The organism is Roseibium album (assembly GCF_001404515.1).
In the GTDB taxonomy this organism is placed as follows: domain Bacteria; phylum Pseudomonadota; class Alphaproteobacteria; order Rhizobiales; family Stappiaceae; genus Roseibium; species Roseibium album.
In genome coordinates, this window is record NZ_CXWE01000001.1 from 927,098 (window position 1) to 941,496 (window position 14,399).

General features: G+C 57.3%; 13 protein-coding genes. 12 read left to right on the plus strand and 1 reads right to left on the minus strand.

The window, feature by feature from the left end:
- Window positions 1-125: 125 nt before the first annotated feature.
- The 6 genes from LA5095_RS04075 to LA5095_RS04100 all read left to right on the plus strand — a co-directional run bounded on the left by LA5095_RS04075 (window position 126) and on the right by LA5095_RS04100 (window position 6,432).
- Window positions 126-563 carry an RT0821/Lpp0805 family surface protein gene (locus LA5095_RS04075; RefSeq protein WP_055112143.1) on the plus strand — a complete coding sequence of 146 codons (438 nt, stop codon included), beginning with the start codon at window positions 126-128 and terminating at the stop codon, window positions 561-563.
- 107 nt (window positions 564-670) lie between these two features.
- A complete protein-coding gene (locus tag LA5095_RS04080) occupies window positions 671-2,146 on the plus strand; it encodes a hypothetical protein (RefSeq protein WP_055112145.1) in 1,476 nt (491 codons plus the stop codon).
- A 118-nt stretch (window positions 2,147-2,264) separates the two neighbouring features.
- Window positions 2,265-3,398, plus strand: a complete 1,134-nt coding sequence (ccmI, locus tag LA5095_RS04085; RefSeq protein ID WP_055112148.1) for a c-type cytochrome biogenesis protein CcmI — start codon at window positions 2,265-2,267, stop codon at window positions 3,396-3,398.
- 57 nt (window positions 3,399-3,455) lie between these two features.
- Window positions 3,456-3,905: a cytochrome c maturation protein CcmE gene (ccmE, locus tag LA5095_RS04090; protein WP_055112149.1), complete on the plus strand. Its 450-nt coding sequence runs from the start codon at window positions 3,456-3,458 to the stop codon at window positions 3,903-3,905.
- A 30-nt stretch (window positions 3,906-3,935) separates the two neighbouring features.
- Window positions 3,936-5,924 carry a heme lyase CcmF/NrfE family subunit gene (locus tag LA5095_RS04095; protein WP_055112151.1) on the plus strand — a complete coding sequence of 663 codons (1,989 nt, stop codon included), beginning with the start codon at window positions 3,936-3,938 and terminating at the stop codon, window positions 5,922-5,924.
- A gap of 7 nt (window positions 5,925-5,931) precedes the next feature.
- Window positions 5,932-6,432, plus strand: coding sequence for a cytochrome c-type biogenesis protein (locus LA5095_RS04100; RefSeq protein WP_186009642.1), 501 nt, complete (start codon window positions 5,932-5,934; stop codon window positions 6,430-6,432).
- A gap of 19 nt (window positions 6,433-6,451) precedes the next feature.
- Here the strand turns inward: LA5095_RS04100 and LA5095_RS04105 are convergent, their stop codons facing one another.
- Window positions 6,452-7,390: a LysR family transcriptional regulator gene (locus LA5095_RS04105; protein ID WP_158510338.1), complete on the minus strand. Its 939-nt coding sequence runs from the start codon at window positions 7,388-7,390 to the stop codon at window positions 6,452-6,454.
- 213 nt (window positions 7,391-7,603) lie between these two features.
- Between LA5095_RS04105 and LA5095_RS04110 the strand changes: the two genes are divergently transcribed.
- From LA5095_RS04110 to LA5095_RS04135, 6 genes are all read left to right on the plus strand, one after another.
- A complete protein-coding gene (locus LA5095_RS04110) occupies window positions 7,604-9,202 on the plus strand; it encodes an ABC transporter substrate-binding protein (RefSeq protein ID WP_158510339.1) in 1,599 nt (532 codons plus the stop codon).
- A gap of 135 nt (window positions 9,203-9,337) precedes the next feature.
- Complete coding sequence (locus LA5095_RS04115; RefSeq protein ID WP_082442760.1) at window positions 9,338-10,399, plus strand: ABC transporter permease; 1,062 nt, start codon at window positions 9,338-9,340, stop codon at window positions 10,397-10,399.
- On the plus strand, window positions 10,399-11,328 hold the full coding sequence (locus LA5095_RS04120; RefSeq protein WP_055112157.1) for an ABC transporter permease: 930 nt from the start codon (window positions 10,399-10,401) through the stop codon (window positions 11,326-11,328). Before LA5095_RS04115 ends, LA5095_RS04120 begins: the two co-directional genes overlap by 1 nt.
- Before the next feature lie 2 nt (window positions 11,329-11,330).
- The gene (locus LA5095_RS04125) at window positions 11,331-12,242 is read left to right on the plus strand and encodes an ABC transporter ATP-binding protein (RefSeq protein ID WP_235808843.1); all 912 of its coding nucleotides are present in this window, start codon (window positions 11,331-11,333) and stop codon (window positions 12,240-12,242) included.
- Window positions 12,239-13,015 carry an ABC transporter ATP-binding protein gene (locus LA5095_RS04130; protein WP_055112159.1) on the plus strand — a complete coding sequence of 259 codons (777 nt, stop codon included), beginning with the start codon at window positions 12,239-12,241 and terminating at the stop codon, window positions 13,013-13,015. Before LA5095_RS04125 ends, LA5095_RS04130 begins: the two co-directional genes overlap by 4 nt.
- 122 nt (window positions 13,016-13,137) lie before the next feature.
- Entirely contained in the window at window positions 13,138-14,379 is a 1,242-nt protein-coding gene (locus LA5095_RS04135) for a bifunctional alpha/beta hydrolase/OsmC family protein (RefSeq protein WP_055112161.1), read from the plus strand.
- The last annotated feature ends 20 nt before the right edge of the window (window positions 14,380-14,399 follow it).

Sequence of the window (14,399 nt, forward strand, 5' to 3'; positions counted from 1 at the left end):
TAGGATGTGATCCGGCACTGGGACGAAAAGACCATTGTCTGGCCAAGTTCGGCCACAAATTCAAAATACCACTGACTTGTCTTCGGGTTTGATCCTGTCTGTTGCTCTTGGGGGAGCTTTCAAGCATGCGTTTGCGCAGTGCCACATTTGTTGCCCTTGCTGTCGTTCTGGCAGGATGCTCTGCGACGTCTGGAAGCAATGGTTCGGGCGGTTGGGGATCGTCTTTCGGTGATCCCGGCGCCAATGTATCAGGCACCGAGGCGAACACCGCCATTTCCGTGCTGGTGAACAACGAGTTTGGCAATGCATTGGATCCATCCGACCGCCGTGCTGCCGAGGACGCCCAGACCCGTGCCTTGAGATCAAGGGGCCTTGGCGCCGCCGTAGCCTGGCAGAACGACCGTACGGGTCGAAGTGGGCAGGTCAGGCCTGGTCCGGTCTACACCGTCAACGACACAAAGTGCCGAGAATTTACCCACGAAATGGTTCTTCAGGGCCGCACACTTCAGGCACGCGGAACCGCTTGCGAATCCGGACGGGGCGACTGGACCGTTATCGGATAGGCCGCAAAGGTTAAAATCACCGGAGAAGACAGGTTTATTCTCAACAATTGCTTAATCCTTGCACCGGTATTATCGACCGGATTCGGATTGCGGCGTTGACCCTTTGAATGACCTACTCGAACGAGCTTGAGAGTAAAATTAAGGACTACCTGAGCAGCTTGAGCCCGCAAGCGGTCGAGGCACTGGTCAGCAATTTGGAGCAGGCCAAAGGCAAGAACAATTCTGATCCGCATCTCAGCTTGATCCTGACAGCCGCCGTTACACTCATGCGCAAGCCGCAGACTTTTGCCGGCGGTATTCCGAACGGCAAGTTCCGGCGCGCGCAGGTTCAAAGGATGTTCTTCGCACCTCTCAATGATTTCCTGATCGGTGAAACCCTGCCCAACCGGCAGGAAGGCCGGATCAATCGGATCATGCTGGATCGGGTCTGGAACTGGCTCGGCAGGGATGTGATTCCGAACGACGTCAAGACCGTGCTCGATCAGGCCGGCGATGCGACCGTCAGCGACGAGCGGGTCGTTGCTCTTGTACAGGCGCTCAGAACCCGGTCCGTGGAAGCGGTCGAGGAGACGTTGGAACGCAGCGAGATATCGGACAAGGTGCGGCGCCAGATCGGTGTGGAGCTCGGCGGCGAGCGTGGCATTTCCGAACTCAGGGACATTCACAAGATCTTCGCCGCCGAACGCTGGCTGGTACCGTTTCTGCAAAGCATTCCCGAGCGGATCAACGAGCATCGTCTCAAGCAGGACCATGACGTGTTGCGCCTCGTGGACAAATGTTCAGCGCGCTTTCCGGATCACGTTCCCCTGCTCGCCGCGGCGCTGGTTGAACGTTCCGAGGCGCCGTCCGCGCTTTGCACATTCGCGGGCCGTCTGGCTGGAGACCAGGATCCCAAGGTTATTGCCGGATCGCAGTTCGCCTCCATGGTCGACGTTGTGATGAGCGAGGCGGAACGTCTGCAGATACTCGCGCTTGAGCACAGGAACAACAATCCGGACCCGGTCGCGTTTTCGCAGGCACTGTCAGAATATCATACGCTTGTGCGCGGTGTTGAACGGGACATGGACCTTTCCATTTCCGGACGATGGCATCAGCGGTTGGCGGACACCAAGCGAAACATCTCCGGTGAGGTCACGCGCGAACTCAAAAACGCACATGGGGCCATTCGCAGGGCACTGCAGGTACCCAAATTCGACGGGGACGGTCAGCTCAGGATAGAACAGCCGGCGATCGACGAAGCCATTCGGACCTTGCGCGTCGTCACGATGGCACGGAATGCGTCCGAGACGTTTGCGGTAAACGAAATTGGCAAGCAAACGCGTCAAACGGTTGAACAGACTCTTGAAATTGTCACTCGTTCACTGATCACCGACCTTGGAAGACTGCATGGCCAGGAGGCGGAGGCGCAGCTTGCGGCAGTGGATGTCGCGATCATGCTTTCTGAAATCTATTTTGGCGCGGAATATGCCGGTCAGCTTCGCCGCAGCCGTCAGTCCGCGGTGGCAAAGGCAACCGGCAAGGAAAAGAAGAACGAACCTGCGCCGGAACGCAAACTTGTTTCAAACGCACTCGAGCGCTGGTAGGGCTCGGCTCAAAGAACGCGGTTGCTGACGAAGGGTCAACGGGATTTGAGCGGCGCGACGGCTGGTCACAGCCCAATCGTCTTGCATTTGCCGAGTTTGCGCTGTCTATAGTGCGCCCATGATATTCTGGATCCTACTCGCTGTCATGACGGGTGTCGCCGCGTTGTGTGTTCTTGTTCCGCTCGCGCGGGCCGGCAAGGCGCAGGCAAGAGCGGACGGGAGTGCGGATGAAGCGGTCTACAGGGAACAGCTCTCTGCCATCGATAGCGAGCTGGACCGCGGGCTGATAGAGCCTGAAGCTGCTGAAGCCGCGCGAACCGAAATTGCCCGACGGTTGCTTGCTGCGCACGACAAGAATGAGCAGCAACACCAGACCACCGCCTCCGGAGGGCGGTTGAAGGCTGCCCAGGTTTTCGCCCTGGCAGCCCTGCCGCTCTTTGCGCTTGGCACCTACTTCGCTCTTGGCTCTCCCGAAGAACCCGACCAGCCGCTGATTACGCGATTGAGCGCACCTGCTGAAGGGCAGTCGGTCGATGTGCTTTTGGCGCGTGTCGAGCGCCATTTGTCAGAAAACCCCGAAGACGGGCAGGGATGGTCGGTGATTGCACCGGTCTATTTATCGATGGGTCAACCGCAGGCATCCGCGCGTGCCTATGCCAATGCAATCCGTATCTTGGGACCGAATCCGGAATGGCTGACCGACATGGGCGAAGCTCTTACGATGGCCAATCAGGGGCTCGTTACGGAAGAGGCGAGGAAAGCCTTCGAGCAGGCGGTAGCCTTGCAGCCGTCCGCCGCCAAACCCAGGTTCTTTCTTGCTATTGCCCTGGGCCAGGATGGCAATATCGAGGCCGCCACAAAGGCCTGGGAAGACCTGTTGGACGGAGCTGACGAGACGGCTGCGTGGGTTGGCGTTGCACGACAGCAACTTGCACAGTTGAAGGGCGTGCCTTCTCACGAAAGCGCACCGAACGGTCCCTCGCAGGCGGATATCGCTGCTTCGCAGGATTTGTCCGCTGAAGACCGGCAGGAAATGATCAGGGGAATGGTCAACGGCCTCGCAGGACGTCTTGCCTCGGACGGTGGCAGCGCGGATGAATGGAGCCGATTGATCCGGGCATACATGGTTCTTGGTGAAAAGCAAAAGGCCGAGGAGGCGCTCGCTGCTGCTGAAGCCGCCCATTCAGATAAACCTGCGGACTTGTCTCTGATCAAAGACACGGCCAGTTCGCTTGGGTTAAGCGGGTCCTGACAAAACGGATTTGCCGGCTGGATCAAAGGCTCAGCTTGCACAGACTGGACGGAACACATGACGCGCAAGCAGAGAAGGTTGACCCTGATCGGATCGGCGGGAGCCGTGCTGGCAATTGCACTCGGGCTGATTCTTTTTGCCCTTAACGATCAGATTGTCTTTTTTCAAAGTCCGACCGACATCACCCAAAATACAATGCCCGCCGGACAGCGCATTCGACTTGGCGGACTGGTCGAGGAAGGATCGGTCGAGAAGTCGGACAACGCTCAGGTGAATTTTCGTGTGACGGACATGGCGAACGCTGTTGCCGTTACCTATAAAGGAATACTACCGGACCTGTTTCGTGAGGGGCAGGGGGTCGTGACAGAGGGGGTCATTGGACCGGACGGTGTTTTCGTTGCCGATAGCGTTCTTGCCAAGCATGACGAGAATTACATGCCCAAGGAAGTGGCAGAAGCGCTGAAGGATCAAGGTCATTGGCAGGGCGGCGAAGGCGAAGCCAACTAGAAGCTGCCACGGGAGAGACAGGACGCGAAAATGATCGTTGAACTGGGACACTACGCACTCGTGCTGGCCTTTGCGCTGACACTCGTCCAGTGCGTTCTGCCGCTTTGGGGGGCGCTGTCGGGAGATGACAGGCTGATGGCTGTTGCACCGCCTGTATCCGTCATGTTGTTCGTATTGGTGCTCATATCGTTTGTCGCATTGACTGTTGCCTACCTGAATTCGGATTTCTCGGTTCTGAACGTGCTGCAGAATTCCCATTCCGCCAAGCCGCTGATCTATAAATTCACCGGCGTCTGGGGCAATCACGAGGGGTCCATGCTCCTTTGGGTCCTCATTCTGGTGTTTTTTGGGGCGCTTGTCGGATTTTTCGGCGGTAACCTGCCGAAAGATCTAAAGGCAGCAACGCTTTCGGTTCAGGCTTGGGTTTCGGCCGGTTTCATTCTGTTCCTGCTTGCCACGTCCAACCCTTTCGAGCGTGTGGTCAATCCGCCTCTGGAAGGAGCGGATCTCAATCCGATCCTGCAGGATATCGGTCTCGCAATTCATCCGCCGCTTCTCTATGTCGGCTATGTCGGCTTCTCCATCACATTTTCATTTGCGGTCGCAGCTCTCCTTCTTGGTCGCACGGATGCTGCCTGGGCGCGCTGGGTCCGTCCCTGGACGCTCCTGGCCTGGTGTTTCCTGACACTTGGCATCGCCATGGGGTCTTACTGGGCCTATTACGAACTCGGCTGGGGTGGCTGGTGGTTCTGGGACCCGGTCGAAAACGCCAGTTTCATGCCCTGGATTGCCGGGACGGCTTTGCTTCATTCAGCGATTGTCATGGAAAAGCGGGAGGCGCTGAAGATCTGGACGGTTCTTCTGGCCATTTTCACGTTCTCGCTCTCTCTGCTCGGCACCTTTCTCGTGCGTTCTGGTGTTCTGACATCAGTCCACGCGTTCGCCACAGACCCGGCGCGCGGTGTGTTCATACTGGTCCTCCTGTGCATCTTCATCGGCGGGTCCCTGTCGCTTTATGCGTGGCGGGCTCCAATGCTGAAACAGGGCGGGCTTTTCGCGCCCATCAGCCGCGAGGGCGGGCTGGTACTGAACAACCTTTTCCTGACGGCGGCTTGCGCCGCGGTGTTTGTCGGCACGCTGTATCCGCTTGCACTTGATGCAATCACGGGAGAGAAGATTTCGGTTGGAGCCCCATTCTTTAACCTGACTTTCGGTCCGCTGATGGTGCCTCTGCTGATGGCGATCCCGTTCGGTCCGGTCCTGTCCTGGAAGCGGGGCGACCTTCACGCGGCCAGCCAACGGCTCTATGCGGCTTTCGGTCTTGCGCTCTTGTTCGCGCTCGTGACGTTCTGGCTGTGGGGTATGGAAAAGGTACTGGCACCAATGGGTGTGGGCCTCGCTGTCTGGGTCATGGCTGGTGCGGTATCGGAGATCGTGACCCGTGTGAAGTTTTTTGAAATCGGCCCGAAACGAGGTTTCGCTCGCCTTGTCGGATTGCCCGGGTCCGCCTGGGGCACGGTCGTCGCGCATTTCGGCGTTGGTGTCACGGTGCTTGGTATTGTGACGGCGTCCGCTTTTCAGGAGGAACGCATCGAGACAATGCGGCCGGGCGATAGTGTCGAACTGTCCGGATACGAAGTGACATTCGACGGTGCGGCGCCGCGCCGCGGTCCGAACTATACCGAGGAAGTCGGCCATTTCACCATTCGCAAGGCAGGCGCCTACGTGGCCGACCTCGATCCTTCCAAGCGCGTCTACACCGCGCGCCAGATGCCGACCACCGAAGCCGGAATCCATACGACGGGCTTCTCGCAACTTTACCTGTCGCTCGGGGAAAGCCGTGGTGATGGTGCCGTCGATGTTCGCGTCTACTACAAACCGCTGATCACGCTGATCTGGATCGGTTGCGTGATCATGTCCCTCGGGGCGGTGTTTTCAATGGCTGACCGTCGGCTCCGGGTCGGGGCGCCGAAACCGGCAGCGCGCCGCAAGGCCGTTCAGACGGCCGCGGCGGAGTAACGCGTTGATGATCCGGACAATTCTGACAAGCCTGATTCTGGCATTTGCCATCCTCACTGCACCTGCGCTGGCAGTTGCCCCTGAAGAGGTGCTTGACGACCCGGCCCTGGAAGCCCGGGCAAGGGCGCTTTCAGCGGAGCTTCGGTGCATGGTGTGCCAGAACCAGTCCATTGATGATAGTGACGCACCCCTGGCCAAGGACTTGCGTGTTCTTGTGCGTGAGCGTCTCGTCGCCGGAGACAGCGACGGACAGGTGATTGACTATCTCGTTTCCCGTTACGGCGAATTCGTGCTGTTGAAGCCGCGTTTTGCCTGGCATACGCTTGTCCTTTGGGCGGCAGGGCCTGTCGCCCTGCTTGCCGGACTGATTGCGATTGTTCTGGCGCTGCGCAGTCGTTCGCGGCGCGGTTCGCAAGTCGCAACGGCAGGCTCTGCAAACCTTTCTGCGGAAGAAGAAGAACGTTTGAAGGCACTCCTGGAAAAAAGGGACGTGCCTGGAAACGAATGATGTCTCCTGGCGCTCTGGCTCACGTGAGCCTGAACGCTTCGAGGTGACTTGTGCAGGGATTGCTTTTCAGGTGGGTCCAGACCTTCTCGACCAGTGGAGAAGTGGTCTCCCGTTTCTTGTAGAGCCAGATCTCGAGTTCGGTGTCGAAGCGTCCGTTTCCAGCAAGTGCAAATTGCCCGGAACGAATGCTGTCATGGGCACTGCAGGCCGGCAGCCAGAGCATTTTCTGATCCATGTGCGCGAGCCGCTTCATGAATTCGCAGGTACCGCTTTGCGACGTGCAGACGAATGTCGGATCCTGGGGGGTCATCGCGGAAAAAAGCAGGTCCTCGACTTTCGAAAAATATCCGGTCTGACCGTATCCGATATACTCAAGTCCGCGCGCCGGCGGGTTGTCGACATCAAACGCCGAACGGCCTTCTGCGTCGAGGGCAGTACAAAGATGCATAGTATCTTCGCCGAGTTTGATCGCTTCGAATTCCTGATGCTCGAAAAATGACGGCACCTCTGGCTTCGAATACAGCAACACAAGATCCATCTTTCCGTCGCCGAGCAGCTCGATCATTTCATAAAAATCATAGGTGTCGATGGACACCGAAAAGGTTCCACAGGCCTGCTTGATCTGGTGCAGCCACTCAGGGACGAAACTCAATGCGAGAGACGTGGAGGCGGCCAGCCGGATATCCGGAGTAGCATCTGAATTGCGACGTTGGAACTCAACCCGATTGAGTTCCAGTTCCCTAAGCACGTTCTGAGCTGTTGCGTGAAAAACCTCACCGTCAGGTGTCAGGGACACTGGATAGCTGCTTCTGTCGAAGAGTTCCGTTCCCAGCCAGGTTTCCAGCGCCTTGATCCGACGGCTGAACGCGGACTGGGTAATGTTCCGCTCGTCCGCTGCCTGCGAAAAGTTTCCTCTTTTGCTCAGGACAAGAAAGTCGGCCAGCCAGTTTGTGTCCACCAGTTTCTCCCTTTGGTCTTGCTGAAAAAACGAGCAAAACAAACTATATGCAAAATTTGCATAACAAGGCTGTTGGTCGAATTCAAGCAATCGATATAAGCTTTTGCCCCAGGTGCGGAAATCATGCTCAGTCAACGAAGCGTGTCCGCATGCAATTCCGCCGGTGTTTTTCCGGCACCATCCCATAAGCCAAGTTCCTGAGGGGGAATGATCGTGAAATTTACAACACCTCTGAAAAGTCTTTCATTGGCAGCAATGCTGGCAACAACCGCTGCCTTTCCCGCGATAGCCGAAACACCCGCGGACACATTCGTGATCGCCCGCAACACAGCGGATGCAATTACGCTTGATCCTGCTGAGTGCTTTGAGTTCACCGGTGGCAGGATCGTCGCAAATCTTTATGAGCGGCTGTTCCTGTTCGAGCCTGACAACCTGACAAAACTTGTCGGTGGTATTGCCGAATCCTACGAGTTTTCCGACGACGGCAAGAAAATCACCGTCAAGCTGCGCCCCGGGCTGACCTTCCATTCCGGTAACCCGATCACCGCTGCAGACGTTGCCTACTCGCTTGGCCGCGCTGTGAAGCTCGACAAGACGCCGGCTTTCATCATCAAGCAGATCGGCTGGACGCCCGAGAATGTCGACGAGGCAGTGGTTGCTGTCGATGACACCACGGTCGAGATCAACATTCTGGCGGACATGTCACCAGCGCTCGTGCTGAACCTCCTGTCGGCAGGCGTGGCATCCATCGTGGACATGAAGGAAGTTCAGAAACACGAAGTCGACGGCGACATGGGTTACGCCTGGCTGAAAGATCATTCCGCTGGCTCAGGTCCCTACAAGCTGAAAACCTGGAAAGCCAACGAAGTTGTCATGCTGGATGCATTTGACGATTACCGCCAGGGCAAACCGGCCATGAACCGCGTCGTCATCCGCCATGTTGCTGAACCATCCGCACAGCGCCTGCTTCTGGAAAAAGGCGATGTTGATGCCGCAATGGAATTGACGGCCGATCAGCTCAAGGGACTCTCCGGCAATTCGGACGTCTCCGCGGAGAGCTATCCCAAGGGATACCTGATGTATCTGGCGAGCAACATGGACCATCCGGTCCTGTCGAAGCCAGAGGTTCGTGAAGCGCTGAAATACATGGTCGACTATGACGGCATGGTGGGGTCCTTCCTCGACGGCCAATACAAGATCCACCAGAATTTCTGGCCATCAGGCATGTGGGCAGCGGCAACCGATACGCCGTATAGCCACAACATGGAAAAGGCCAAGGCGCTGATCGCAGATGCCGGACTTGACGCCGACACCAAGATCACGATTGACACGCTGAACAAGTCTCCGTTCACGGAAGTGGCCCAGAGCGTTCAGGCCAGCTTGAAGGAATTGGGGATCGATTCTGAAATCATCCTGTCCGACGGCGCCACGCTCTGGCCGAAGTATCGTGCACGCAAGCATGAGCTGATCGTTGCGCGCTGGGGCCCGGATTATTCCGATCCGCATTCCAACGCTGATGCGTTTGCGCACAACCCGAACAATGACTTCGAAGCAAAACTGACGGGCAAGCTGACTTGGCGCAATGCCTGGCCTGCTGACGGACTGACTGAGCTGACCGACCAGGCAGCTGCAGAATCTGATCCGGAAGTCCGTGAGGAAATCTATGCCAAATTGCAGAAGATGGTGCAGGAAGACTCGCCCTTCACCATCATGTTCCAGGCGATTGGTACCTTCGGCCAGCGCGCGAACGTTGAAGGCTTCGTCAACGGCGTGACCTCCGATCAGGCCTACTACAAGACTGTCACCAAGTAAGCACGTTCGGCTGTTCACGACACATCAACCTTGTGTCGCGAATGGCCGGTCTCATGCTGGACCGCGCTTCCTCAAATTGAGTGGGGAAGCGCGGCTTTCTGTTAATATGCAGCGAAATCGGGGGATGCGTTGGGAATGAGCGACAGTTCCACACTACAACGCTCAGGGGTGGATTTCAGGCCGTATCTGGATGTGGCAAGGAAGATCGGCGGCGGCATAGTCATGCTGATCCTCACGTTCATCGGCTTGACCGCAATCACCTTCATCATTGGCCGGATCATGCCCAATGATCCCGTTGTTGCCATTGTTGGCGACCGCGCCTCGAAAGAAGTCTACGAGGCTATGTACCTCCAACTCGGTCTCGACAAGCCGATCTGGCAACAGTACCTCATATTTATTGGCGACATTCTGCGTGGGGATTTCGGAAGTTCGGTCATGACCGGACAACCGGTTCTTGAAGACATCAAGCGCTTTTTCCCGGCAACGCTCGAGCTGGCCACCATCGCGACGATCGCTGGAATTGTTATCGGTGTTCCAGCCGGTGTTCTGGCTGCTGTGCGGCAGGGAACACTGATAGATCACGTCGTCCGGATTGTCGGATTGCTTGGCCATTCCATTCCGATTTTCTGGCTTGGTATGGTCGCGCTGCTGGTTTTCTATGCCAAACTCGATTGGGTTGCGGGTCCTGGCCGGATTGATTTCTTCTACGATGGTATCGTGGAACCGGTGACCGGCGTTATCATGATCGATGCTGCAATGGCCGGAGAGTGGGACGTCTTCAAGAATGCGCTCTCGCACGCGATCCTGCCCGCGTCGATGCTGGCGATCTACTCGCTGGCATATATCGCGCGCATGACGCGCTCCTTCATGCTGGACCAGCTCAATCAGGAATATGTGCTCACCGCCCGGGTCAAGGGCCTGCGCGAAGGAACCGTGATCTGGTATCACGCTTTTCGAAACGTCCTGGTTCAGCTGATTACGATCATTGGCCTGACCTATGCCAGTCTTCTGGAAGGATCCGTCCTGACAGAAACCGTGTTCGCCTGGCCGGGTATCGGCCAGTACATCACCAATTCGCTGTTCAACGCCGACATGAATGCGGTTATCGGCGGCACGCTGGTGGTCGGGATTTCATTCGTATTCATCAATATGCTGTCCGATTTGCTCTACCGGATAGTCGATCCGAGGGCAAAATAATGTCGGACGGCACGCTTGGGACAAAATCCGGATCTGCATCATGGTTGTTGGCGGATTCGCCAAACAACGCCTTTCAGGCAAGGTGTCAGCGTCTTTACATCGGTTGGCTTTCGTTCAAGTCCAATCCGATCGCGATGCTCGGTCTGGCAATCGTTCTCTTCCTCTGCCTGGTGGCACTGTTTGCACCCATTGTTGCCGGCGGCGACGGAACGACCCAGAATCTGGCCAATCGCCTTGCACCTCCGAGCGCGGAGCATTGGTTCGGAACGGACGAACTCGGCCGTGACATCTTCGCCAGGATCGTCTGGGGCTCGCGGGTCACGCTCTATATCATCTTTCTTGTCTCCATAATCGTGATGCCGATCGGTCTCCTGATCGGGACGACAGCCGGACTGCTCGGCGGTGCGGTGGATTCAACGTTGATGCGTATCACCGACATTTTCCTGGCCTTTCCGCGTCTAATTCTGGCGCTTGCCTTTGTCGCGGTTCTCGGGCCTGGCCTTGAGAACGCGGTACTGGCCATTGCACTCACAACATGGTCCCCCTATGCACGGCTTGCACGTGCAGAAACACTGACGTTGCGCAACAGCGAGTACATCATGGCCGCCCAGATTTTGGGTGCCTCCAGGATCAGGATACTGATTGCGCATATAATGCCGATGTGTCTGTCTTCGACCGTCGTCCGGCTGACGCTGGATATGGCCGGCATTATCCTCACAGCTGCTGGACTGGGTTTTCTTGGCCTCGGCGCGCAGCCACCACTTGCCGAATGGGGGGCCATGATTGCCTCGGGCAGGGATTTTCTTCTCGACCAATGGTGGGTGCCGACCATTCCCGGGATTGCGATTCTCGTGGTTTCTCTCGGCTTCAATCTCCTGGGTGACGGTCTTCGTGACGTGCTCGATCCCCGCAGTTCCGGGGCGAAATGACGATGAACAAGATGAAAATGACAGGTTTTGAGACATCCTCTCCGGGGGAGGCTCCGCTGATTTCCGTCCGGGATCTTCATGTCCGGTTTGCGACACCGAAGGGCCAGGTTCATGCTGTTCGCGGCGTCGGCTTCGACCTGGGAAAGGAGCGACTCGGGATTGTCGGAGAATCGGGATCGGGGAAGTCTCAGACGGGGAGGGCACTCCTGCGCCTGACGGCCGGCAATGGGTCGATCGAAGCAAGCCGGATGATGTTTGATGGCAAGGATCTGATGCAGGCCAGTGCGAAAACCATGCGCAGTATCCGAGGATCCCGTATTTCCATGATCATGCAGGATCCGAAATATTCACTGAACCCGGTATTGACCGTCGGAAAACAAATAGCTGAATCCTGCCGCCGGCACGAAAATGTTTCCCGCGCCGAAGCGAAAAGACGTGCCTTGGCCATGCTGGAGACAGTGCGTATCCGCGAGCCTGAAAAAGTCTATTCGCTTTATCCCCACCAGGTGTCCGGTGGAATGGGGCAACGGATCATGATCGCGATGATGCTGATTACAAATCCGCAGGTCATGATAGCCGACGAGCCGACATCTGCGCTTGATGTCACGGTTCAGATGCAGGTTCTTTCCCTGCTGGACGACATGGTACGAGAACGGGGCATGGGACTTGTGCTGATCAGTCATGACCTGAATCTGGTCTCGAGCTTCTGTGACCGTGTCCTGGTCATGTATGGTGGCCGGATAATGGAAAGTCTTGATGCAAAAAATCTCGACCAGGCGCAGCATCCTTACACAAGGGGATTGCTGAATTGTCTTCCGCGCCTGGATGGCAATCATGACGATCTCCCCGTTCTCAGACGTGACCCGGCATGGTTGACGGAAGGCGATGATGTCCCGGAGGGAGGCGCGGCATGATCGAGATCGAGGATTTCAGCATCACCTTCGGGTCCGGCAAGAACCAGATTCGCGCGGTCAGGAATTTCAACCTGAGTGTTGCAGAAGGTGAAAGCTACGGTCTGGTGGGGGAGTCAGGTTCGGGCAAATCCACTGTTCTGCGCGCCATGGTCGGTATCAATTCACATTGGGACGGCACGATCAGGGTTGCTGGCGAGGCGCTGACGCACAAAAGGTCCGTTGAATCGCGAAAACACATGCAGATGGTTTTTCAGGATCCCTACGGTTCGCTGCATCCAAGACGCACGCTCGACGATACCTTGAGCGAACCACTGGTCATTCACGGACTAGACAACCGCGAAGAACGGATATTGAAAATCCTCAAGGAAGTCGGCCTTGGCCCTGAATTCCGCTTCCGATACCCGCACCAGCTATCGGGAGGCCAACGTCAGCGTGTGGCGATCGCCCGGGCACTGATCCTGGAACCGCGTGTCATCCTGCTCGATGAACCGACAAGCGCGCTGGATGTGTCCGTCCAGGCCGAGATACTCAATCTCCTGTCGGCGTTGCGCAAGGCTCATGGTCTGACCTACATCATGGTCAGCCACGACCTGGCGGTTGTCGGGCACCTTTGCAGCAGGATCGCTGTCATGAACCGGGGTGAGATCGTCGAGGAAATTACCGAGGATCAGATGCGAACCGGCGAAGTGACACACGCCTATACCAAGCAGTTGTGGACCGCTTCGCAAGGTTACGACAGGGCTGCCCTTGAAACGTTCCAGGAGTTTGCCTGAAAACGAGCCTCTTGACGGCAGTTGCGGAGGCAGGTTCCTTCACAGCGATCACACCAAGCCGTGACTTGCATGCCATGTGTTCGTGCCTACGTCTGACACGACAAAATGCTGGAGGGTGAATTATGGCAAACCGACCGCTGAAACTCGAATTTGATGGTGCGCATGGTGCCAGGCTTGCGGCACGGCTGGATCTTCCTGCCGGTAAGATCCGCGCATTTGCCTTGTTTGCGCATTGTTTCACCTGTTCCAAGGACATTCCGGCTGCACGGCATATCGCAGGTGCGCTCAGCGCGGAAGGCATCGCCGTGCTGCGCTTTGATTTCACCGGCCTCGGCGGCAGCGGTGGGGACTTTTCCTCGACCGGCTTTTCCTCCAATGTCGAGGACCTGAAGCTGGCAGCCGACTTTCTGAGGCAGAACTACGAGGCACCCCGGCTTCTGATCGGACATTCGCTGGGAGGCGCAGCCATTCTTTCCGTGGCTGGCGAGATCCCTGAAGCGCGTGCCGTCGTGACGATCGGAGCCCCGTCCGATGCCGATCATGTCGTTCACAACTTCAAGGGATCTGTTGACGAGATCCGCGCCAAGGGCGCGGGCGACGTTGATCTTGCCGGCCGTACCTTTACCATCCGCCGGGAGTTTCTGGAGGATCTGGAGGCCCAGACGGTCAAGGCAAAGGCAGCAAATCTCGGCAAGGCGCTGCTGGTCATGCACGCGCCGCTCGATGACACGGTCGGCATTGAAAATGCCACAAACATCTTCGTTGCTGCCAAGCACCCGAAAAGTTTCGTGTCGCTCGACAAGGCCGATCACCTTTTGACGCGCAGCGAAGACGCGGCCTATGCGGCAAGAGTGATCGCAGGTTGGGTCAGCAGGTATCTTGATGCGGAAACCGCGCCGACAGCTTCAGCTGCAAGAGACGGTGTCGACGTTGTGGAAACGGGGCAGGGCAAGTTCCAGTCCATGGTTGCGGTCGGAAATCACCGCATGATCGCCGACGAACCTGCCGATTATGGCGGCTATGACAGCGGCCCGTCACCTTACGAGTATCTGTCCACGGCGCTTGGCGCCTGCACAGTCATGACGCTGCGCATGTATGCGGATCGAAAGGGATTGAAGGTCGACAGGATCGGCACGCGTGTTCTGCACAACAAGGTGCACGCCGCAGATTGCGAAGACTGTTCGGATGACCAGAAGGGGCGCGGGGGCAAGATTGACCGCTTTGAGAGGCTGATCACGCTTGAAGGCGAGCTCGATGCGGCGACCCGCGAACGCATGCTCGAGATCGCGGACAAGTGCCCGGTTCACCGCACACTTGAGGCGGGCGCGGCGGTTATCACCCGTGAAGTTGAACCCGGGCAATAGTACCGAGGCGCGTGCGTCCG

What these genes read in the sequence shown, in the direction of transcription:
- LA5095_RS04075 (WP_055112143.1), top strand. Translation starts at nt 126, where the DNA reads ATGCGTTTGCGCAGTGCCACATTTGTTGCCCTTGCTGTCGTTCTGGCA.
- LA5095_RS04080 (WP_055112145.1), top strand. Translation starts at nt 671, where the DNA reads ATGACCTACTCGAACGAGCTTGAGAGTAAAATTAAGGACTACCTGAGC.
- ccmI (WP_055112148.1), top strand. Translation starts at nt 2,265, where the DNA reads ATGATATTCTGGATCCTACTCGCTGTCATGACGGGTGTCGCCGCGTTG.
- ccmE (WP_055112149.1), top strand. Translation starts at nt 3,456, where the DNA reads ATGACGCGCAAGCAGAGAAGGTTGACCCTGATCGGATCGGCGGGAGCC.
- LA5095_RS04095 (WP_055112151.1), top strand. Translation starts at nt 3,936, where the DNA reads ATGATCGTTGAACTGGGACACTACGCACTCGTGCTGGCCTTTGCGCTG.
- LA5095_RS04100 (WP_186009642.1), top strand. Translation starts at nt 5,932, where the DNA reads ATGATCCGGACAATTCTGACAAGCCTGATTCTGGCATTTGCCATCCTC.
- LA5095_RS04115 (WP_082442760.1), top strand. Translation starts at nt 9,338, where the DNA reads ATGAGCGACAGTTCCACACTACAACGCTCAGGGGTGGATTTCAGGCCG.
- LA5095_RS04120 (WP_055112157.1), top strand. Translation starts at nt 10,399, where the DNA reads ATGTCGGACGGCACGCTTGGGACAAAATCCGGATCTGCATCATGGTTG.
- LA5095_RS04125 (WP_235808843.1), top strand. Translation starts at nt 11,331, where the DNA reads ATGAACAAGATGAAAATGACAGGTTTTGAGACATCCTCTCCGGGGGAG.
- LA5095_RS04130 (WP_055112159.1), top strand. Translation starts at nt 12,239, where the DNA reads ATGATCGAGATCGAGGATTTCAGCATCACCTTCGGGTCCGGCAAGAAC.
- LA5095_RS04135 (WP_055112161.1), top strand. Translation starts at nt 13,138, where the DNA reads ATGGCAAACCGACCGCTGAAACTCGAATTTGATGGTGCGCATGGTGCC.